This is a genomic window from Streptomyces sp. NPDC050211, from assembly GCF_040656035.1.
Lineage (GTDB): Bacteria > Actinomycetota > Actinomycetes > Streptomycetales > Streptomycetaceae > Streptomyces.
In genome coordinates, this window is sequence record NZ_JBFALC010000025.1 from 1 (window position 1) to 21,405 (window position 21,405).

Annotated in this window: 18 protein-coding genes and 1 pseudogene; 14 read left to right on the forward strand and 5 right to left on the reverse strand. The window is 69.7% G+C overall.

Translation table 11 applies throughout. The features are described 5' to 3' along the window. Window positions 1-192: 192 nt before the first annotated feature. Window positions 193-765, reverse strand: a complete 573-nt coding sequence (locus tag AB0I98_RS23985; protein WP_362944924.1) for a transposase — start codon at window positions 763-765, stop codon at window positions 193-195. A 127-nt stretch (window positions 766-892) separates the two neighbouring features. On the opposite strand from AB0I98_RS23985, the gene AB0I98_RS23990 reads away from it, so the two are divergent. The 4 genes from AB0I98_RS23990 to AB0I98_RS24005 all read left to right on the forward strand — a co-directional run bounded on the left by AB0I98_RS23990 (window position 893) and on the right by AB0I98_RS24005 (window position 3,180). Then, window positions 893-1,288, forward strand: a complete 396-nt coding sequence (locus AB0I98_RS23990) for an SDR family NAD(P)-dependent oxidoreductase (protein ID WP_362944926.1) — start codon at window positions 893-895, stop codon at window positions 1,286-1,288. Further along, window positions 1,285-1,734: an SDR family oxidoreductase gene (locus AB0I98_RS23995; protein ID WP_362944928.1), complete on the forward strand. Its 450-nt coding sequence runs from the start codon at window positions 1,285-1,287 to the stop codon at window positions 1,732-1,734. The genes AB0I98_RS23990 and AB0I98_RS23995 overlap by 4 nt, the downstream gene beginning before the upstream one ends. Window positions 1,735-2,213: 479 nt before the next feature. Then, on the forward strand, window positions 2,214-2,567 hold the full coding sequence (locus AB0I98_RS24000; RefSeq protein WP_362944929.1) for an ATP-binding protein: 354 nt from the start codon (window positions 2,214-2,216) through the stop codon (window positions 2,565-2,567). A 1-nt stretch (window position 2,568) separates the two neighbouring features. Further along, a complete protein-coding gene (locus tag AB0I98_RS24005; protein WP_362944931.1) occupies window positions 2,569-3,180 on the forward strand; it encodes a response regulator transcription factor in 612 nt (203 codons plus the stop codon). Window positions 3,181-3,473: 293 nt separating this feature from the next. Here the strand turns inward: AB0I98_RS24005 and AB0I98_RS24010 are convergent, their stop codons facing one another. After that, window positions 3,474-3,950, reverse strand: coding sequence for a hypothetical protein (locus AB0I98_RS24010; protein WP_362944933.1), 477 nt, complete (start codon window positions 3,948-3,950; stop codon window positions 3,474-3,476). A gap of 134 nt (window positions 3,951-4,084) precedes the next feature. Here AB0I98_RS24010 and AB0I98_RS24015 point away from each other — a divergent pair, with 134 nt between their 5' ends. The 6 genes from AB0I98_RS24015 to AB0I98_RS24040 all read left to right on the forward strand — a co-directional run bounded on the left by AB0I98_RS24015 (window position 4,085) and on the right by AB0I98_RS24040 (window position 12,411). Further along, window positions 4,085-4,795, forward strand: a complete 711-nt coding sequence (locus AB0I98_RS24015) for a TetR/AcrR family transcriptional regulator (protein ID WP_362944935.1) — start codon at window positions 4,085-4,087, stop codon at window positions 4,793-4,795. 166 nt (window positions 4,796-4,961) lie between these two features. After that, window positions 4,962-6,182, forward strand: coding sequence for an acetyl-CoA C-acetyltransferase (locus AB0I98_RS24020; RefSeq protein WP_362944937.1), 1,221 nt, complete (start codon window positions 4,962-4,964; stop codon window positions 6,180-6,182). A gap of 57 nt (window positions 6,183-6,239) precedes the next feature. Then, window positions 6,240-8,399 (forward strand): 3-hydroxyacyl-CoA dehydrogenase NAD-binding domain-containing protein, encoded by a 2,160-nt coding sequence (locus AB0I98_RS24025; protein WP_362944939.1) that lies wholly within the window; start codon window positions 6,240-6,242, stop codon window positions 8,397-8,399. A gap of 35 nt (window positions 8,400-8,434) precedes the next feature. Then, the gene (locus AB0I98_RS24030; protein WP_362944941.1) at window positions 8,435-9,325 is read left to right on the forward strand and encodes a crotonase/enoyl-CoA hydratase family protein; all 891 of its coding nucleotides are present in this window, start codon (window positions 8,435-8,437) and stop codon (window positions 9,323-9,325) included. A 2-nt stretch (window positions 9,326-9,327) separates the two neighbouring features. Next, window positions 9,328-10,962, forward strand: coding sequence for an AMP-binding protein (locus AB0I98_RS24035; RefSeq protein ID WP_362944943.1), 1,635 nt, complete (start codon window positions 9,328-9,330; stop codon window positions 10,960-10,962). Between the two features lie 1,134 nt (window positions 10,963-12,096). Then, complete coding sequence (locus tag AB0I98_RS24040; RefSeq protein WP_362944945.1) at window positions 12,097-12,411, forward strand: hypothetical protein; 315 nt, start codon at window positions 12,097-12,099, stop codon at window positions 12,409-12,411. A 244-nt stretch (window positions 12,412-12,655) separates the two neighbouring features. On the opposite strand, the gene AB0I98_RS24045 is transcribed toward AB0I98_RS24040, so the two are convergent. Further along, window positions 12,656-13,303 carry a response regulator transcription factor gene (locus tag AB0I98_RS24045; protein WP_362944947.1) on the reverse strand — a complete coding sequence of 216 codons (648 nt, stop codon included), beginning with the start codon at window positions 13,301-13,303 and terminating at the stop codon, window positions 12,656-12,658. Then, entirely contained in the window at window positions 13,300-14,523 is a 1,224-nt protein-coding gene (locus AB0I98_RS24050) for a sensor histidine kinase (protein WP_362944949.1), read from the reverse strand. Before AB0I98_RS24050 ends, AB0I98_RS24045 begins: the two co-directional genes overlap by 4 nt. 178 nt (window positions 14,524-14,701) lie before the next feature. Here AB0I98_RS24050 and lgt point away from each other — a divergent pair, with 178 nt between their 5' ends. The 4 genes and pseudogenes from lgt (at window position 14,702) to AB0I98_RS24070 (ending at window position 17,402) form a co-directional block, all read left to right on the forward strand. Next, a complete protein-coding gene (lgt, locus tag AB0I98_RS24055; RefSeq protein ID WP_362944951.1) occupies window positions 14,702-15,541 on the forward strand; it encodes a prolipoprotein diacylglyceryl transferase in 840 nt (279 codons plus the stop codon). A gap of 57 nt (window positions 15,542-15,598) precedes the next feature. Further along, entirely contained in the window at window positions 15,599-16,021 is a 423-nt protein-coding gene (locus tag AB0I98_RS24060) for a DUF6069 family protein (protein ID WP_362944953.1), read from the forward strand. A 305-nt stretch (window positions 16,022-16,326) separates the two neighbouring features. Next, window positions 16,327-16,527, forward strand: a pseudogene (locus AB0I98_RS24065) (siderophore-interacting protein); the annotation flags it as partial. A gap of 125 nt (window positions 16,528-16,652) precedes the next feature. Then, window positions 16,653-17,402, forward strand: coding sequence for a dienelactone hydrolase family protein (locus AB0I98_RS24070; protein ID WP_362944955.1), 750 nt, complete (start codon window positions 16,653-16,655; stop codon window positions 17,400-17,402). A gap of 371 nt (window positions 17,403-17,773) precedes the next feature. On the opposite strand, the gene AB0I98_RS24075 is transcribed toward AB0I98_RS24070, so the two are convergent. Beyond that, entirely contained in the window at window positions 17,774-20,974 is a 3,201-nt protein-coding gene (locus AB0I98_RS24075) for a glycoside hydrolase N-terminal domain-containing protein (protein ID WP_362944957.1), read from the reverse strand. Window positions 20,975-21,405: the final 431 nt, after the last annotated feature.

Below are 21,405 nucleotides of genomic sequence, written 5' to 3' on the forward strand. Positions count from 1 at the left end.
GTTTGCCCGGGTCGTCCGGTTTGGTCAGGTGATGCCGTGGAGGGTGAGGACGCGTGGGCGTTCGGTGTGGGCTCGGCGTCCGGCGGCGGGCACGGCCGGCGTGTTACGGGTCCTGACCTGGGGTTTGTCTTCTCCGAAGACGGCATCTCGCACCCGGTGGGGGGTGTTTCCCATGGTCCGGTGTCCGCGAGCTCAGGAGGCGATCTCGGCTGCTCTTGCCTGCTCGGCGGCAGGTCGGTGATGGCGTGGACGGTCTCGCTGGACCACTTCTTCGCTCCATAGAGACGGCGGCGTTGGATGCGCAGGACTTGGGCGGCGTGCGGGAAGAGCAGGCCGTCGGCGGTGACGACCTGCACGAGTCGTTGTTCGTGGCGGCCGTGGCCCCGGTCGTCGTCGCGGTGAATCACGGGGATCTTCTTCCAGGGCAGAGCGTGGAGTTCGGCGGGCCTGGCCGCGCTGGTTGTTCTTGATGGTCAGCAGGTAGTGGGTGCCACGTTCGTGCAGGTAGGTGGCGTGGTCGCGTGGGGCGGGCGGGGCATCGGCGGTGACAACCGTCCCGGCGAGGTCGGCGTCGTCGATCTGATCGAGCAAGGGCGCGAACTCGGGAATTTCGTTGGTCTTCGCGCTGATCTCGCGTGAGGCGAGGGTGATGCCGACGGCCGTGGCGGACGGCGGACAGCTCGAAAACCCGGCTGCCGTCCGGTCGGCGTGCGCCGCGCAGGCACTTGCCGTCCACCGCGACCGCCCGGCGCCGGCCGTCGACACCTACGTATACGTACCGGCCCCCGGCGGGCTGCCCGGAAAGCGACGATCCACCTCGCCATCAAGCTGGAGTTCGCAGGTCAGGGGCTGCCCCGGTGCTACGGTCGGGAAATACCGCGATGGAGCACGAATGACAAAGACAGCGATCGTCACCGGCGGAGCAGGGGGCATGGGGCTCGCGACCGCGAAGATTCTCGGCGGCGATCACCGCGTGGTCATCACCGACGTCAACCGGCAACGCCTCGACGCTGCGGCGGCGGAACTGCGCGACCACGGCGTCGATGCGGCGGCGGTCGCCTGCGACATCACCAGCCGAGCCTCGGTCGAGGCCTTGTTCCAGCAGACCGACCGCGAAGGCTCCGTGCGGGCGGTCGTGCACACCGCGGGCATCAGCCCGCAGATGGGCACCGCGGACAAGATCATCCGGATCAACGCGCTCGGCACCGTCAACATCACGAAGCCGCCCTCGCGGTCGCCACCGAGGGATTCGCGCTGGTCAACCTCGCCTCCATCGCCGGGCACATGACGCCGCGGCTGGTCATCCCCAAGCGGATCTTCCGTCTTGCTCTGACCGATCGCGACCGCTTCACGGCGAAGCTCGCCGCTGGCGCGAGCCGGGCACCGAAAGGTATGCGACCCGGTCTGGCGTACTCGCTCAGCAAGAACTTCGTCATCTGGTACTCGCAGCAGATCGCCGCCCGGTTCGGCGCGAAAGGCGCCCGCGTGCTCTCCGTCTCGCCCGGCAGCTTCGACACCGCGATGGGGCGGCTCGAGGAGAAGAGCGGCTCGGGCAAGCTCACCGGCTACGCCGCGCTCAAGCGCTACGGTCGCCCCGAAGAGATTGCCGAGCTCCTGGCGTTCTGCGCGGGCGACAAGCCCGGCTACCTCACCGGCGTGGACATCCTCTGTGACGGCGGCACGAAAGCCGGACTCGACCTCAGAGGAATGATCGCCATGGCACGCGGCGACTGACCGGTCCGGACCAGATGTGAACCTGGCGGGAACCGGTTGAGACAGCAAGGAACCTCCCGGTGCAGGCTGGCGTTGCTGCAGCTTCAGGCTCGACACAGAAGGTTCGTGTCTCGGCACTCGCCGGGTACCCGGCACCTGACGCCCCGGGCGCATGCGTTGTCCACGTTCCGACGCCTCATCGACGGCACCCGCATGAGACAGCTCGCTTTCGACAACCGCCTGCCGCAACCTGCCGCCTACGAGCTTTTCGTGCCCGTAGCGTGCCCTTCAGAGCGGACAACCCGATCAACAGCGGTTTCATCAGACCGCCATGTCTGCAGCAGTACAGCGAATCGGCGCAGGTCAGAGCATACGAGGCCCCCAAGCGCCGCCGCTTCCCAAGCGGAGAGCGCGAGTTCGGTTCTCGTCACCCGCTCCATGGCTGAGGCCCCAGGTCTTCCGTTCTAGTGGTCGTCGCAACACCTCAGCTCAGGGGTCGCGTGCCAGTCGAGGTGAGCGGCGACGAGGAGGGTCATGGCGGGGCCGAGTTGACCGCGCTGTACCGGGCCACGCAGGAGGCCGTGACCAACGCGTGCCGCCATGCGCGGGCCTCGCAGGTGACCGTTGCGGTCCGGCTGGCCGGGGGCGCCGCGCGGCTGGAGGTGACGGACGACGGTCGCGGCTTCGCACCGGAGGCGACCGCCGCCGGGTTCGGGCTGCTCGGCATGCGGGAGCGGGTACATCTGGTGGCGGGGAGCGTCGACGTCGAGAGCAGCCCGGGCGCCGGCACCCGGGTGACGGTGACGGTCCCGCGCGGGACGACGGCGAAGTTCTCGGTGGACGGGGGGCGGTGACATGAACGACGAGGAGCCTGACCAGGCGGCGCCCGTGCGGGTGCTGGTGGTGGACGACCAGCGGCTCATCCGGGACGGCATCGCCTCCCTGCTTTCCATCTGGCCGGGCATCGAGGTCGTCGGCACCGCCGTGGACGGCCGGGACGCTGTGGCGCGGACTCTGGAGATGGAGCCGGACGTCGTGCTCATGGATGTCCGGATGCCGGGGACGGACGGTGTCGAGGCGGTCGCCGTCCTGCGTGAACGGGCGCCCGAGTGCCGGGTCGTGATGCTGACGACGTTCGACGACGAGGAGTACGTCGTGCAGGCGCTGCGGGCCGGCGCGCACGGCTATCTCCTCAAGGATCTGCCTGCCGAGGAACTCGCCCACGCGGTCCGTCTGGCGCACGCGGGCGTCACCCAGCTCGACTCCTCGGTCGCCCGCCGTCTGACCGCCTTCCTGCCTCGTCCCGAACCGGCCGCCGGGGCTCCCGCCGTCTCCCTCAGCCCACGCGAGACGGACATCCTGCGGCTCGTGGCACACCGACACACCAACCGGGAGATCGCCGCCAGGGCTCCGTCAAGTTCCGTGCTCGCGTGGAGGGTTGACGATCAGGCCGGTAGGGGCGGATAGCAGAGCAGGCACGGGGGTTCGTGTGAAACCGTTGCGCTCGGTCTCCCAGACCTGGGTGGCGACGGCTGAGGCCATCTCGACGCCACGGTCGCTGAGCTGCCGCTTCCCGAAGCGAGTCCCGGCCCGCCGGTAGACCGAGGCTGTCAGGTAGTTGGTGCCGGTCCAGACGTTGATCTCCTGGCGGGGTTTGGTGACAAAGAAGACGGTACTGAGCGCGGGCCACTCGGTCGTCCGGGTCGTGGGTTCATGCCCGGCGGCTGTCCTTCCGAGGGCTTCAAGGTCCTTCTGAAGGGCTACAGCGACCCGTCGCCGGAGAACGTCCGCGCGCTGGTCGAGATCATGACGTACGGCTCGAGCTCCGAGACCGACCAGCTCATCCGCCAGCGGTCGGCGCCGCGCGCAAGCGCCCGGACCACCTCGCCAACTTCCCGGCGCTGACCGGGGCCGGCCGCGCGTGAGGCGCTGCTGCGTGCGGTGGATGGCCCTTCTGGGCAGGACGACGTCGCGGCCGCCAGGGATGCTGTCCCGGATCGGTGGCAGCGGTACTCGGCGGCTGCAACCGTACCGTCCTGTTTCAACTGGAGGACTTGCAACACGGCCCGCATCACGGCCGCATCCATCAGGTCGGGCAGCGGGCGGGACGCCTTCCCCACCCAGCGCACAGCAAGCCGCACGTCCGGGGGTGCCATGTGCAGCTCTGGCCCGGGCAGGACGAACGCCCAGTCCCACAGTGCACGCGGCAGCAACTCGAAGCAGGTCTGCCTCGGCACACCGCCTTCCCGGCTGGTCGCCCTCCGTGCCCGCAACGAGGAGGGGGAATCCGAGACGCTTCACCTCTTCACAGTCAGGGCTGACCGTGAGATGCTCATTTCGCAGTCAAGGCTGACCGTGAAAGGTGGAGGCCATGACCAGGCGTGACGAACAGCGCGACGCCACGAGGGCGCAGATCGTGGGCGCGGCGGTCGAGTCGCTGATCGAGGTGGGCGTCGCGGCGACGACGACCCTGGAGGTGCAGCGGCGGGCCGGTGTCAGCCGGGGTGCGTTGCTGCATCACTTTCCGACCCGTGAGGACCTGTTCGGGGCGGCGATCGGTGTACTCGTGGCGCGGAACGAGCGGGCGGTGCGTGAGGAACTGGCGGCGGCCTCACCGGACGGTGACGCACTGTCCCGCTCGTTGCGCGTGCTCCGGTCCGTCATGTGCGGGCCCTCGTTCGGCGCGGAGATGGAGCTGTGGGCGGTGGCCCGCACCAACCCACGGCTGCGGGACGTGCTGCGCCACGCCGAGGGGACGGCGCGCCGGGACCTGTACCGGGTGGTCGACGAGGTGATGGGCCCCGAGCTCACCACCTCGCCTGCCTACCCGGCGATTGCCGAGCTGACCGTGCAGTTGCTGCGCGGCCTGGCGATCTCCGACGTGCTGTACCGGGAGGACACGGACCGCGACGAACTGCTGGAGCGGTGGGGCCGGATCGTACGGCCGCTGCTCACCGAATCCCCAGGCTTCCCAGCTGCCGCCGGCCCGCAGGAAGGACGGCTGACGGAGCGTGCCGCACACGGGGCACGTGCCACGTCGAGCCGCCCTGCGACCGGGGCATCGACCGCACCCACGAGCTGAGCGCTCGACATCGCCTGCCGGGTCACCAGACGCCCGCGGCCTGTCACCGTCGGGCACCGGCAGCGACTGTGTGACTTCCAGTCAAGCACGGCCCTTGCGCTGCCCCGACGCCGCACGCACGGCCGGACCACTCGCCGGCATACGTACTGACAGGAGAGCGGCCACCATGGGCAGTCCGGCAGAAGCGTTCGTCTACGACGCGCTGCGCACCCCGCGCGGGCGCGGCAAGAACGACGGCTCACTGCACACCGTCAAACCGATCTCCCTCGTCGTGGGTCTCCTCGACGAGGTGGGCAAACGCAATCCGGGCTTCGATCCGCTGCGGGTGGACGACGTGATCCTGGGCGTGGTCTCGCCGGTCGGGGACCAGGGCGCGAACCTCGCCCGGACCGCCGCGCTGGCCGCCGGATACGAGTCCTCGGGTGCGGGCTTCCAACTGAACCGTTTCTGCGGCTCAGGGCTGGAGGCGGTCAACATCGCCGCACAGAAGGTCCGTTCCGGCTGGGAGGACCTCTTCCTCGCGGGCGGGGTCGAGTCGATGTCGCGGGTGCCCATGGGCGCGGACGGAGGACCGGCGATGACGGATCCCGAGACGGCCTACAGCACCTCGTTCGTGCCGCAGGGGATCAGCGCCGACCTCATCGCCACCGTCGAGGGATTCAGCCGCGAGGACGTCGACGCGTTCGCCGTCGAGTCCCAGGCCCGGGCGGCCAAGGCCGCGACGGACGGCCTGTTCGACCGCTCACTCGTCGCCGTCCGCGACGTCAACGGCCACATCGTTCTGGACCGCGACGAACCGGTACGGCAGGACACCGGCCCGGCCGCGCTCTCCGCGCTGAAGCCGTCGTTCGCGGGCATCGGTGAGCAGGGCGGCTTCGATGCCGTGGCGCTGCAGAAGTACCACTGGATCGAGCGGATCGACCACGTCCACACCGCCGGCAATTCGTCGGCGATCGCCGACGGCGCCGCGCTGACGGTCGTCGGCAGTGAGCGGGCCGGCCGCGACCTCGGCCTCACCCCACGCGCCCGGATCGTCGCCACGGCCACCGTGGCCGACGAACCGACGATCATGCTCACCGCTCCCGCCCCGGCCGCGCGCAAGGCGCTCGCCAAAGCGGGGCTGGCCGTGGGCGACATCGATCTGTGGGAGGTCAACGAGGCGTTCGCTGCCGTCGTGCTGAAGTTCCTGCGCGACCTGGACGTACCGCCCGAGAGGGTCAATGTGAACGGCGGGGCGATCGCACTGGGCCATCCGCTGGGCGCCACCGGGGCGATGATCCTCGGCACCCTCATCGACGAGTTGGAGCGGCGCGGCATGCGCTACGGCCTGGCCACCCTGTGCACCGGCGGCGGCATGGGCGTCGCCACCGTCGTCGAACGCCTCTGACCGAAACATCAGGCGGCCGGCCACCGAAGAAAGCGCCGAGGAAGCGGGAACACACGCATGACCGACCCGAACGCCATCCGCTGGGAGCAGAGCACCGACGGCGTCGTCACGCTCACCCTGGACGACCCGGGACAGCGGGCCAACACCATGAACGACGCCTTCCGCGCCTCGCTCGCCGCGGCCGTCGAACGGCTCACCGCCGAGAAGGACACGATCACCGGCGTGATCGTCACCTCCGCGAAGGACTCCTTCCTGGCCGGCGGGGACCTCCGGCAGCTGATCCGGGTCACCGACAGCGACGCCCCCCGGTTCTCCGCGCAGATCGAACAGGTCAAAGGATGGCTGCGGACGCTGGAGACGCTGGGCAAGCCGGTCGTCGCGGCGCTGAACGGCTCCGCCCTGGGCGGCGGCCTGGAGCTCGCGCTCGCCTGCCACCACCGCATAGCGCTGGACACTCCTCACGCGAGGTTCGGCCTGCCCGAGGTCACCTTCGGCTTGCTGCCGGGCGGAGGAGGCGTGGCGCGGACCACCCGCCTGCTCGGCGTCGTCGACGCCCTGACCAAGGTCCTCCTGGAGGGCAACCGGTACCCACCGGCCGAGGCGGTACGGCTCGGGCTGGTGGACGAACTCGCCGCGACACGCGAGGAACTGCTCGACAAGGCCCGCGCCTGGATCACCGCGCACCCCCACTCGGTACAGCGCTGGGACGCGGCCGACTACGCGATCCCCGGCGGCGCCCCTGGATCCCCCGGCCTCGCGGCGACCTTGCCGGCCCTCCCCGCCACCCTGCGCAAGAAGCTCAGAGGAGCGCCGCTGCCGGCCCCGCACCACATCCTGGCCGCCGCCGTCGAGGGCGCCCAGCTGGATCTGGACGGCGCGTTGAGAGTCGAGGGCCGCTACTTCGTCGACATCGCACGCGGCCAGACCGCGAAGAACATGATCCAGGCGTTCTGGTTCGACCTGAACACGATCAAGGCCGGCGGCTCACGCCCGAAGGACCTGCCAAGACGCCGGGTGTCGAAGGCCGCCGTGCTCGGTGCCGGCATGATGGGCGCGGGCATCGCCTACGCCTGCGCGCGCAGCGGCATCGACGTCGTCCTCAAGGACATCTCCCTTCAGGCCGCGGAACGTGGCAAGGACTACTCCCGCAGGCTCCTGGACAGTTCCGTGAAACGCGGGCGGCTGAGCGAGGCCGGACGGGAGGAGGTCCTCGCCCGCATCACGCCGAGTGCCGAGTACGCCGATCTGACCGGCTGCGACCTGGTCGTGGAAGCGGTCTTCGAGGACGCCTCCCTCAAGCGCGCCGTCTTCGCCGAGGCGGAACGGGTGGTCGCCGACGACGCGCTGCTCGGCTCGAACACCTCCACCCTGCCGGTCAGCGGCCTGGCCGAAGGGGTGAACCGGCAGAAGGACTTCGTCGGCCTGCACTTCTTCTCGCCCGTCGACAGGATGCCCCTGCTGGAGGTCGTCCGCGGTGAGCGGACCAGTGACGAGGCCCTGGCGCGGGCTCTGGACTTCGCGGCACAGATCGGCAAGACACCGATCGTCGTGAACGACAGCCGCGGATTCTTCACCTCCCGGGTCATCGGGACGTTCGTGTACGAGGCCCTGGCCATGCTCGGCGAGGGCATCGCCCCGGCGACCGTCGAGCAGGCCGCCTGGCGGGCCGGCTACCCGGTCGGCGCGTTGCAGCTGGCGGACGAACTCAACCTGGAGCTGCTGCTGAGGATCCGCGACGAGAAGCGCGCCGCAGACGGCGACGACTACCGCGCGCACCCGGCCGAGGCGGTCGCGGAGACGATGACCAGGCTGGGCAGACCCGGCCGCGCCCGAGGCGCCGGCTTCTACGACTACGACGCCTCGGGCGCCCGGACCGGTCTGTGGCCGGGACTCGTCACGGCGTTTCCCCCACATGGGGACCCCGCCGGAATCGACCTGCACGAACTCACCGAACGACTGTTGTTCGCCGAGGCCGTCGAGGCGGCACACTGCGTCGCCGAAGGCGTACTGACCAGCACGGCGGACGCCAACATCGGATCCCTGCTGGGGATCGGCTTCCCGCCCTGGACCGGCGGCGTCCTGCAGTACATCAACGGCTACCCCGGCGGCCTGCCGGCCTTCGTCGCCCGCGCCGACCGCCTCGCCGCCGCGCACGGCGAGCGCTTCGCCCCGAACGCCCTGCTGCGCGAGAAAGCCGAGCACGGCGAGACCTTCTGACCGACCACCGCATTCCGCAGTAATACGGAGCTCATATGACCGACGATCAGCAGTCCACCGTCCTGTACGAGGTGCAGGACCGCAAGGCCTACCTCACCCTCAACCGTCCCGACCGGCTCAACGCGATCGACTTCCGGATGCCCGGTGACATCGCCGCCGCCGTCCGGCGCGCCAACGACGACCCCGACGTGCACGTCATCGTGCTCCAGGGGGCGGGCCGGGCCTTCTGCTCCGGATACGACCTGAAGATCTCCGCCGAGGACGGACAGGGCACCCAGGGCGCCACCGACGGCAACCCGGTGTGGGATCCGATCAAGGACTTCGCCTGGATGAAGGGCTTCACCGACGACTTCTTCACCCTGTGGCGGTCGCTGAAGCCCACCATCGCCAAGGTGCACGGCCATGCCGTCGCCGGCGGCAGCGACATCGCCCTGTCCTGCGACCTGGTCGTCATGGCCGAGGACGCGCGCATCGGCTACATGCCCGCACGGGTGTGGGGCTGCCCGACCACGGCGATGTGGGTGTACCGGCTGGGCGCCGAGCGCGCCAAGCGGATGCTGCTGACCGGCGACACCATCGACGGCCGGACCGCCGCCGACTGGGGCCTGGTACTGGACGCCGCGCCACCGCGGGACCTGGACGCGCGGGTGGAGGAGCTTGCCGACCGGATCGCGGGGGTGCCGGTCAACCAGCTCGCCGTGCAGAAACTGATGATCAACCAGGCGTACGACAACATGGGCCTGCACGGCACCCAGGTCCTGGCCACGCTCTTCGACGGCATCACCCGGCACTCACCGGAGGGCCGCTGGTTCCAGCAGTTCGCCGCCACCCACGGCTTCCACGAGGCGGTCAAGTGGCGCGACTCGGGCCGCTGGATTCCCGACGGCGGCGGCCCGGTCCCCACGGCGCAAGACCTGGAGGAGTGACGATGCAAGAACCGCTGACCCGCTCGTACCTGCCCGCCGACACCACCCGCCCGGTCCTCGACCTCACCATCGGGGAGGTGCTCCGAGGCGCCGCGTCGACCGCCCCGGACCGCCTGGCGCTGGTCGAGATCGCCCCGCCGGGCGCCGCCCTGTCCGGCGCCGACCGCACCGACCGCACCTGGACCTACGCCGAGCTCCTGGACGACGCCGAGCACGCCGCGTCCTGGCTGACCGCTCGGTTCGCCCCGGGCGAGCACATCGCCGTCTGGGCCCCGAACATCCCCGAATGGGTCATCCTCCAGTACGGCGCAGCCCTGGCCGGGCTGGTCCTGGTCACCGTCAACCCCGCACTGCGCGACGCCGAACTCGAGCACGTGCTCTCCCAGTCCGGTGCCGTGGGACTACTGCTCACCGACTCCTTCCGGGAGACGGACATGGCGGCGGCGGTGGAGCGGATAGGGCCGCGTCTTCCCCGCCTGCGCGAGCGGGTCTCCTTCACCGGCTGGCTCACCGAGGTCCGCGGCACCGCCCCCTCACCGCTCCCACGGGTCGACCCCGGTGCGGCGGCACAGATCCAGTACACCTCCGGGACGACCGGCACCCCCAAGGGCGCCGTCCTGAACCACCGCGGCCTCGTCACCAACGCGACCTTCGTGGCCGCCCGCGCCGGATTCTCCCGGGACGGGGTCTGGGGCAGCGCGCTGCCGCTGTTCCACACCGCCGGCTGCGACCTGACCGTGCTTGGCGTGGCCACCGCCACCGGCACCCTCGTACTCGTCCAGGTCTTCCAGCCCACCCTGGTCCTGGAGGCGCTGCAGAAGTGGCGGGCCACCTTCTTCGCCGGAGTCCCGGCGATGCTCACCGCCCTGCTGAACCACCCCACATTCGACTCCTACGACCTCAGCGCCTGCGCGACCGTCCTGTCCGGCGGCGACCGGGTGCCCCCGGAACTGGTCGAGGAGACCGAGCGCCGCTTCGGCGCCCGTTTCTCCACCCTCTACGGGCAGACCGAACTCAGCCCCTCCGTCACCCAGACCGGCCCCGACGACAGCACCGAAGACAAACTCCGCACCGCCGGCCGCCCTCTGTGGCAGGTCGAGGTCAAAATCACCGGCCCCGCCGGCGCCGATCCGCTGCCCGTGGGAGAGCCGGGCGAGATCTGCGCCCGCGGCTACCAGGTCATGCTCGGCTACCACGACCTTCCCGAGGCCACCGCCCAGACCATCGACCGCGACGGATGGCTCCACACCGGCGACCTGGGCGTCATGGACGAGCGCGGCTACGTCACCGTCACCGGCCGCCTCAAAGACATGATCATCCGAGGCGGGGAGAACATCTACCCCGCCGAGATCGAGGCGGCGCTCGGCACCCACCCCCGGGTACAACAGGCCGCCGTACTCGGCCTCCCCGACCCGGCCTGGGGCGAGCAGGTCGCCGCCGTCATCAACGCCACCGACCCCGCCGACCCGCCCACCGCCGCCGAACTCCACGACCACCTGCGTGCCGCCCTGGCCCCGCACAAGACACCGCGCCACTGGTACCTGGCCGACACCATCCCGGCCAACGCCATGGGAAAGATCCAGAAGTTCCTGCTGCGACGGCAGATCTGCGACGGCCGCCTGAAGCCGCTTCCCTGATCGACCGGGGGCGTGCCGCCGCGTGGGTTTCCAGAGCTGCCAAGCCGACGGACAGGTACCCACTTCAACGCCGGGGTCGGCCGGCTCGCGGACCTCTGCGGAACCGCACGCGGCGGCACGCCCCACCACGGCAGGATCGGAGGCTCGCTGAGCCCGCGGGTCGGCCGCTTCGGCATCGGCGCGAACTGCTCCTCGGCCTGCAGCCTGCTCAGCTTGGCGGCATGGCCGTCAACGGTGCCGTCCAGGGCCTCGTCGTCCCACCAGTCCAGGGGGCTGACCCGTATGCCGTCGGACAACGTGAACAGGTGCACGTGAGCCAGTCCCGGCGGCCAAAAGCGAGATCGATGGCCGTGGCGAACTGAGCGACGGAGTGCGAGCGCGCAGCGGCGAAGACCCGGCCGGGGCGAGGCCACAGGTCTACACCGTGTGCGGAGACCAACTCCCCGGATGGACACCAGGTACGTGACACGATCGCAGCCCCTTGTATTCGCCAGGTCCGCAAGCCAGCGCCGAGGCTACTGAGTGTGACTGCCATGTGGGGAATCGAGCTGGCCGTGCGTGGGAAAGTCTCTAATCGCCGCTGACAGAAGGCGGAGCGGGCCTGGAACCCGTGCCGCGTGCTTGGACTTGCCGATGAGTGCCCAGAGCTCCCCCATGGATCCGTCGGCTGTACCGCAGGGGACGCGCCGGACAATACTCCCGATTCGTCCGAGGCTTCCCGGCCCCTGTCCGCCGCCTTCCGACGGCCGTCGCATCAACCAGTCGCCCGATATGCCCTGTCCGCCCACCCGCCAGCTAGACAGGGCGGACAATACGCGGACCTGAATTCAACCCAGATTCGACCCGGATTCGACCCGGACAGTTTGTTCAGCGAGAAAACATGACCTCTGACCTGCGGAAATAAAAAGCGGCAGACGAGTCAGGCTGTACGCCGGGACAATCTCCACAACGCTATGACCTGCGCAAACATGCAGGATGACCCTCACCATGGCTACTTTGACGGCTACTTAGACTTAAAGTGCGTCCAGGTCCGTCCCCCTTGCTTAGACCTTCAGTCCGGATCGCCTGTCGCGGAGCGTCTCCGGGCGGCTTGGCCTGAGATCGAGGGTCTCTCGAGTGGAAGGGAGCCTTGAGATGCATTTCGTCCTGCTCGCGACCCACGATCCGGAAGTGTGTCCGACCGCCAACGCGGCGACGCGCGACCTGATGCTGAAGACGGCCCCTGACCTGCCGAACCTCGCCCAGAAGGCAGGCGTCGACGTCGTGGCCGGCCCCTTCGTCAACCGTGAGCACACCATCGTCGCGGTCGTACAGTCCGACAAGGTTGAGAACGTCGACCGCTTCCTGATGGACGCTCGTCTCCCCCAGTGGAACCGCGTCCGCGTGCTGCCGTCGCTGACCATGGAGGAAGGTATCAGCGAGATCGAAGCGCAGACGCCGATCTTCTGACCGCCCACTCCGGCATGGGGCGGCGCTCGGCGCGGGCGCCGCCCCATCGCACGCCGCTGGTGCGGTCAGGCCAACCACGGCTGCACATGGCCAACTATCGCCGGCGTTCTGCTCGGTCTCGCCGGCCCGGCTGCCGAGCCCACGATTGTGGGGTGCTTCGTGTTCCCGGGCGGCGCGACGCCGTGACCTCCTCGGCCTCTCTCCCACCGGACTGCCCCAGGCCTCTGTGCCTTCAGCAAGGCCTTCAGTCCATGCGGATGATTCCCCTGCCCAGTGCGGCGGTGACGGCGGCGGTCCGGTCGCGGACGTCGAGCTTGGCGTAGATGTGCAGCAGATGGGTCTTGACAGTGGCCTCCGACAGGCGCAGGGCGCGGGCGATCTGTTTGTTGCTCTGCCCCCGGGCCACGGCGGACAGGACCTCGAGCTCCCTGCCGGACAAGCCGGCGCCCGGGTCGCCGCGCATATGGGCGAGGACTTTGGCGGCCACCGTGGGCGACAGTGCCGCGCCTCCCCGAGCCGCGGTCCGAACGGCCTCGCAGAGCTCGTGTCGTCCGGTGTCCTTGAGCAGGTAGCCGACCGCGCCGGCGTCGACGGCGGCAGTGATGTCGGCGTCCGTGTCGTAGGTGGTCAGGACGAGTACCCGCACCTCGGGGTGGGCGGCACGGATGGCGGCGGTCGCGGTCGTGCCGTCCATGCCGGGCATCTGCAGGTCCATCAGCACGACGTCGGGTGCGAGTGAGGCGGTCTGGCGCAGTGCCTCGGCGCCGGTGGCGGCTTCGCCGACGACCGTGAAATCGGGCTGGGTGGAGAGCATGGCGGCAAGCCCGTCACGGACCACGGGGTGGTCGTCGGCGAGGAGGACTCGGATCGTGGGACCGGCCGACGTCCTCATGACGCTGTGGCCATCCGCTCGGTGCCCGACACGGCTGAGGGGTCGGAGGCGGAAGGCTCGACCGGGAGCGGCACCGTGACGGCGACGGTCGTGCCCTCGCCGGGGGAGCTTTCGACCGCGAACGTGCCGTGCAAAGCGGCAATGCGCTCCCGCATGGTGATCAGGCCAACGCCCGTATGCCGGGCAACGGGTGCGAAACCGGTGCCGTCGTCCTGGATGTCGATCGCCAGGACATCGCCGAGGTACGAGAGCGTGACCGAGACACTGATCGCGCGGGCGTGCCGCCGGGCGTTGGTCAGTGCCTCCTGCACGACCCGCAGCAACTCGCCCTCGGTACTGGGAGGCAGGGCGGCCGGGCGGCCGGTCACAACCGTGTAGGCCTCGGTGCCGGTCTCCTCCGCGAGCCGGGCGGTGAGTTCACGGACCGCCTCTGCCAGGTGCGTGCGGTCCAGTGGCGCCGGGCGAAGAGCGTGCACGAGGCGGCGGCTCTCTGCGAGGTTGTCCCGGGCCGTGCGCATGGCCTGCTCGACGCGGCGGGCCGCAGGGGAGTCGGGTGGCAGGTCGTCGCGTGCGGCGTCCAGCAGCATGGCGATGGAGGCGAACCCCTGGGTCAGCGTGTCGTGGACCTCGCGGGCCAGGCGCTGACGTTCGGCCAGGGTACCCGCCTGGCGTTCCGCTGCCGCGCGTTCGGCCTGGGTGGCAGTGAGCTCGTCGAGGAGCCGCTGCCGCTTGTGACTCTCGTGATCGAGGGTCGCGACGTAGCAGGTGATCGTGACCGCCACGGCGGTACCAAGTACGCATCCCGTGAGCGCCCGCACGTCGACGGAGCCGTCCGTGGTGAGGCTCTGCCACGACCAGGCGGCGCCCAGCACCAGCACCCCGCCGGCCGACCACCAGGCCCGCCGCAGCCAGTACGGGCTCAGTACCGCCATGGCGACCGGGAGGAACGCGGGGTCCACCGTGGCCATGACCGCCCACCCGGACAAGGCCCCGACGAGGTAGGGCAGCGGCGGGCGGTCGGCGCCACCGCGCAGCGCGATCCAGTACGCATACCAAAGGGCGAGCCCCACTGCCGGACCGATCCGCGACAGCGCGGCGCCGGTCGTCATGTTCGCCCCGGCCAGCGCACCCGGCACGGACAGGGCGAGCACGGTGACGAAGAAGGCGTGCTGCCCCATGGTCTTCCACCGCTGCCGGTCCCACACCTGTTGCAGTGCCATGGCTTACAGAGTAGGTGCAGCCGCGCAGCGGCAGAATCAGCCGACCAGCGGGGCGGGTCCACCGATCGGTGGAGGAAGGGCGCGTCGATCGGTCGATGTGCGGGAGGGGCGCGGGCGGCGACGATCGGCCCCGCAGCCGATGGCCTGCTGTTCAACCGCCCCTTGTGAGGAACTACTCGTGACCCTGGCCTTCATTCCCAGCCCGTCCGTCAGTGAGGTCCAGCTGGGGCCGCTGCCGCTGCGCGGTTACTCACTCATGCTGATCCTCGGCATCGCCGCCGCCGTGTGGCTGGGTGGCCGTCGATGGGCCGCACGCGGCGGAGAGAAGACCGTCGTGACGGACGTCGCTCTGTGGGCGGTCCCCTTCGGCGTGCTCGGCGCCCGCCTCTACCACGTGATCACCTCCAGCGAGCCGTACTTCGGCAAGGGTGGTGATCCGGTCAAGGCCCTGTTCATCTGGGACGGCGGTATCGGTATCTGGGGCGCCGTCGCCGGTGGTGCCGTCGGAGCCTGGATCGGCTGCCGCCGTAGCGGCGTTCCGCTGTCCGCGTACGCCGACGCCGTCGCTCCCGGCATCGCACTGGGGCAGGCCATCGGCCGCTGGGGCAACTGGTTCAACCAGGAGCTCTACGGGCGGGCCACCGCCCTCCCCTGGGCCCTGGAGATCGACCCCGCGCACCGGCCTGAGGACACCCCGAACCTGGCCACTTATCACCCGGCGTTCCTGTACGAGTCGTTGTGGTGTCTCGGCGTGGTCGCCCTGGTCCTGTGGGCGGATCGCCGTTTCCGTCTCGACCGGGGGCGGGCGTTCGCGCTGTACGCCGCCGCGTACGCCGCAGGTCGCTTCTGGATCGAGTACCTGCGGGTGGACGAGGCCCACCACATCCTCGGCCTGCGCCTGAACAACTGGACCGCGCTGCTGGTTTTGGCCGTTGCCGTCCACTACCTCGTGGCTACGACACGGCGCGCAGCCGGCAGGCGTGACGGCGTCGACGTCGCCGTCTCTTTCAACAAGTGAATGCCACCAGTAGCCCCGAGAACTGACCAATGTCCCTCACATCCATTTGGAGTTGCCATGTCCCGTGTCTCTGAGACGCTCCCCTCCCGTAGGGCTCCGATCATGGTGGCGGGAGGTGTGTTCGTCGCCTTCCTGCTGTCCTCGCTGATGAACGCGTTGATCGCCGTACTGGCGCACGCGCTCGGTGCACCGGACGACTTCAGCCAGTTGGAGCCCTCGAGGTACGTCTTTATGACCGCGCTGGGAGTGCTGGGAGGATCCGTCGGGTGGGCCCTCGTCCGCAGGTTCTCCCCCGATCCCGAACGGCTGCTCCGCCGACTCGTCCCGTCGGTCGTCGTGTTGTCCTTCGTGCCGGACTTTTTCCTGTTCGGCGAGGGCGAGGTGACCGGGGTGGTGGCGCTGCTCCTGATGCACGTCACGGTCGCGGTGATCGCAGTGCCGACGTACTACAGGGTCATGCCACTGAGCTCGGTTCGGTGACCAGGCGCCAGTCGGCACCTGGGCCCCGCTGGTCGCGCTCACGCGCTCCGTGAACTCGGGAACCTGTACGTCCGTAACCTCCGACCGGCGCCTTGTTGCGAGGTGCCTCTGCCGCCTGCCGGTGCGCTCAACATGCGATGGCGGCAACAGGTCCAGGCCGCTCCCGGACGTGATGGCCAGGGGCGGCTCGCCTTCTATCGCGTCCGGGACGGCCTGGAACACGCAGTGTCGCTTTTCCCGGCGTCCACCTGACGCCAACTCACTTCGCTCGTCGCCTTGTTGCCGCTCTCCCCCTGGAGCCCACCATGCCCGCCCTGCTGGACCCCGTCCTCGACCTGCTGATGCTGCGCGGCACCGTCACGGCCACCGAGCCGGTCGCCACGCGTATGCGCCGGCCACGCATCGAGGGCGACTCGCTCGCCGGGCTGAGGGTGCGGCCCGGCCAGCAGGTGCGGGTGCTGGTGGGCAGCGGGCTGACCCGGCGTACGTACTCGGTGTGGCGCTACGGCTGTGGTGCGCCTGGGACTGGATCCACTCACCATGACTCGGCACAGTTCCTGCCTGCCCTTGCCACGTGACCCATCGGCCTCACCCACACCACACCACCCCATGTCGCCGTCCGGAGGATGCCGTGCCAGATCCCGTTTCCGTCACCCTGACCGACCTCAGCGCCCCGGTCGGCGGCTCCAAGCGGCTGACCGGGCATCTCGTCCGGCCGGACGGACCTGGCCCATGGCCCGGTGTCGTGGTCGTGCACGAGGTCATGGGTGCCAATGACGAGATGCTCCGACAGGCGCGGCGGCTCGCAAGCGCCGGATATCTGACCCTGATGCCCGACCTGTACACGGACGGAGGTGCACGGCGCTGTCTGATACCCACCATGCGGGCCGCGCTGTCCGGTCACGGCCGCGCCTACCAGGACATCGCCGCCGCGAGAACCTACCTCGTCGATGACCCCGACTGCACCGGCGCGGTCGGGATCATCGGTTTCTGCATGGGCGGGTCCTTCGCCCTTATGGCGGCAGGCAGCGGCATCTTCGACGCCGCGTCCGCCAACTACGGCGGGCTCCCCAAGGACATGGACCAGGCCCTGGCCGGCGCCTGCCCCATCGTCGCCAGCTACGGGGGCCGCGATCGACCGCTCAAGGGGGCGGCGGCGAAGCTCGACTCCGCCCTCGACAGGCTCGGCGTCGTACACGACGTGAAGGAGTACCCACAGGCAGGCCACGCCTTCCTCAACGCCGAACAATTCGGCCCGCGCCTGCTGCACCCGCTGTACCGCGTCGCCGGGTTCGGACCTGTCCCAGAAGCCTCTGTTGACGCATGGCTACGCATTGAGGCCTTCTTCGACACCCACCTCAAGCACACGACCAAGGCCTGAAACCGCCTCAGGATGTCCCAAGACCGAGGCCGGCAACGACGGCTCTCCACAACCGCACACCGCGTGACGCCGCGCAGGAACCCGGTCGGCGGCTCGTTCGGTCAACCGGACGAACGTCGGATCCGGCCGACCCGGCCGCTCTGTGGCGGTTGCTTCACGGCATCCTGCTGACTGATTCCGTCCTTGCCAGCAACGAGGTTCCGCACGATTGCCGGACGCGACGTGTTTGTACCGATCGGCAGGACACGGTCGCGAGACCGGCCGTGCCGACGACGGCGAGGGCGGCGGCGACGGCAACGGCAACGGCGCGGGACGAGAACGGACGGTGTTCGCCGTCATGTCCCGCGGCCGCCGTCTCCGCGTTGCCGCCTTCAGGACTTGACCGGCTTCACCTTCCTGTCGGCGCCGTTCACCCGCACGGTGATGTTCCCCTGGTTCCGTGCCCGGTCGGCCACGATCTTGTAGGACGTGACCTTCCCGTCCCGCCATTCGCAGCTGACCTCGTAGCCGCCGCGGGCACGGAGCCCGGCGAAGGAACCCCTGGCTTTCCAGGCGTCCGGCAGGGCGGGCAGCAGGTGGATGACGTCGTCGTGGCTCTGCAGGAGCATCTCCGCGACGGCGCCCGTGATGCCGAAGTTGCCGTCCATCTGGAAGGGCGGGTGGTTGCAGAACAGGTTGGGCAGCGTGTTGTAGGTCAGCAGCCCGCGCAGCATGATCTGGGCGCGGTGTCCGTCGCCGAGGCGGGCGAAGAGGGCCGCCCGCCAGGGCCAGGTCCATGAGCGGCGGCTGTCACCCGACACCGTCGCGGCCGTGAACGGGACGCCGTCCTTCTCGCCACACCGGGCCTTGAGCGAGACGAGGGCGGCGGCCGCGAAGTCGGGTGTCTTCGGGGTGATCTGGCGGCCCGGGTAGACCGCGAAGAGGTGTGAGGTATGGCGGTGGATGTCGGTGGGGCTGTCGATGTCCTCCTGCCATTCCTGCAGTTGGCCCCACTTGCCGATCTTGTTCGGCGCGAGGCGTGCCTGCATGTCCGCGACCTTGGCCCGGTAGGCGGGGTCGGCCTCGAGCGCGGCCTCGCAGTCGAGGTAGTTCTGGAACAGGTCCCAGATGATCTGTTGGTCGTACATGACGCCGTCCTCGCGCGGCCCGTGCTCGGGGGACCAGCCGTTCGGCGCGACGAGGAGTCCGTCCTCGCGCTCCTTGAGGTGGTCCTCCCAGAACTCGCAGATCTCCTTGATCATCGGGTACGCGACGGTACGGAGGTACTTCATGTCCTGGGTGAACGCCCAGTGCTCGTAAAGGTGTTGTGCGTACCAGGCGCTCGCGACGGTGTTCCACTCCCACGCGTTGCCGCCGAAGATGCTCTGGCTGGTGCGGGCGGTCCAGCCGCGTGTGTCCTTTCCGAAGGCGTTGCGGGTCGCCACTCGGCTGGGCACCGCCACCTGCCTGATGAACTCGATGAGTGCTTCGTGGGACTCCGGCAGGTTCGTCGTCTCGGCCCCCCAGTAGTTCATCTGGACGTTGATGTTGGTGTGGTAGTCGGAGGCCCAGGCTGGTGAGTTGCTGTCGTTCCACAGGCCCTGGAGGTTGGCGGGCAGGCCGTTCGGACGCGAGGAACTGATCAGCAGGTATCGGCCGTAGTCGAACATCGCCTGTTCGAGGGTCGGGTCCTCGTCGCCCGACGAGTAACGCGCGAGCCGGGCGTTGGTGGGCAGGGCGATGACGGCGTCGTCGGAGGTGCCCCAGTCGACGGAGACGCGGTTCATGAGGGCGCGCATCTCGGCGGTGTGCTCCTCGCGCAGTTCCTTGTAGGAGCGGGCGGCCGCCTTGTCTAGTGTCCTGGCGATGACCGGTTCGGGATCGGTTCCGCGCCATCCGGCGGCTGCGTCGAGCTTGTAGTCGGTGCGGGCGTCGAGCAGCAGGGTCAGGCTTGTGCAGCCGCTGAACCGGAGGGCCGCTCCGTCGGCGCGGAGGTCGCCGTCGGTGTGCACGACCTGGACGGTGCACGCGTGCTTGAGGCCGTTGCCCATGACACCGCGGAAGGCGATCCGCCGGGCGGCGGCGTCGACGGTCGTCGGGGCGCCTTGCTGAGCGGACGTCAGGGAGATCGCCCCGGAGAGTCCCCGGTCCCTTTCCGAGGTGTACCGGAAGACCATGACGTCCGCGGACCGGCTGGCGAATGCCTCCCTGAGGACGCGCTGCCCCGGCGCGCCGAACCGGGTGACATGGACACCGTCTACGAAGTCCAGGGCGCGCTGGTAGTCGACGAACGCGCGCTGCGTGCGCGTGTCGAAACCCCTGCCTTCCAGGGCGACTTCGGCGATCTGGAAGCCGGTGGACGACCCGCCGGGGGTGAACGTGAGCCGGTAGGTGCGGTAGGCGGTGCTGTTGGTGATCCGGAAGGTCCGGGTCTCACCGCGGTCGGCGAAGGGCGCGCCGGGGTTCTGCGTGTCGAGGGTCACCCACGCTCGCCCGTCCTGTGACGCCTCGAGCGTCCATCGCCGTGGGTCGTCCTGCGGACGGTCCGGGGCCGCCGTCAGCGTGTACGCGGTGACGGCGACCGCGCGGGGCAGGTCGGCCTGCCAGACGACCGTCGGTGCGGCAGCATCGACCCGCCAGACCGTGGCCGGATCGCGGTCCACCGAACACGAGATGTCCATGGCCTGGGCCCCGGCCCCGGCACCCGATCCCTCGGAGTGCCCGCTCGGCGACGACAGGTACAGCGCGGCGCCACCGAGGTCGACGCCGGACAGACCGATCTCGCTCACCTGGAAGTGGCTGACCCCGGCCTTGGGGACGAAGTCGAACCGGTAGAAGCGGTACGACCCGCTGGTGGCGCAGGTGAACTCCTTCGTCTGGAAACGGCTCTCGAAGGGCGCCGCCAAAGTACGGCTGTCCAGCGTGGTCCAGTCGGCGCCGTCGGCGGAACCGGACAGCGTCCACTCCTGCGGGTCGCGCTGGGGCACATCGTTGGCACTCGTCAGCCGGTAGGAGGCGACCGCGACGGGCTCGGGGAGCTCGACCTGCCACTGCACCCTCGAACCGGGCCCGTCGATGCACCACTTGGTGCTCGCGTTCCCGTCGTACGACTTCTCCACGCCCTCCGACGAGGAGGTGCGGTACGGCCCTCCGGGGGCCGTGACCTTCGCGCGGTCGGCGAAGGTGACGACGACGTCGCCGAAGTTCCGGTACGAGCCGAAGCCGGTCATGCTGGTGTCGAAAGCGCTGTCCGGCTTGCCCGCGAGCGCGTTGTCGTAGTTGTTGACCCCGCCCCACAGACTCTGCTCGTTGAACTGGATGCGCTCCTGGTCGGGGTCGGCGAACAGCATGGCGCCGAGACGGCCGTTGCCGATCGGCAGAGCCTGCGACTGCCAGTCCAGGGCGGGGACCGAGTACTTCAGCGCCCTGCGCGACAGGGTCGGCCACCGGACGGCCGCCGACGCGGCGGAAGTGGCGGCGAAGGCCGGCCCCGCAGGAGTGTCGCCGGCCAGGTGAGTGATCAGGGGTGCGAGGGCGAGGGCGCCGCCCAGCTTCAGGACACTTCTTCGCTGCGGGTGGGATGCATGGGTCACGGCAAGATCTCCCAGCCATGGGTGTTCGACACGAGGGGAAGTGCAACCTCTTCGAGTCCTCCGAAGGGCACGTCATCTTTGCCACGGCATAGATCGGATGTCTAGAGGGCTGCAGCACCAACTCATGTGACGTCCACCGGCAGTTCGACAGCCCCTCCTGGCGTGATGAGAAAAGAACTGCCCGCGTCGACTGCGCCCGGCAAGCAGCAGAGGACAGCGATGAGCTCTCCAATACATCGGATGTTGGGTCACCTTGACTGACGTGCCGATGAACGCCAGGGCCGGCACCCGCACGCCAACAGCCCACGACCCCGGCGCCGCCCCGCGCTCCTCCCGATCCTCCAGTTCGGCGGCGACCGCCGGCCGCTCGTCGCGGATGGTGCCGGTCGCCCGGCGCAAGTTCGCCCGCAACCGGGTGCCGGCGAGCGCGG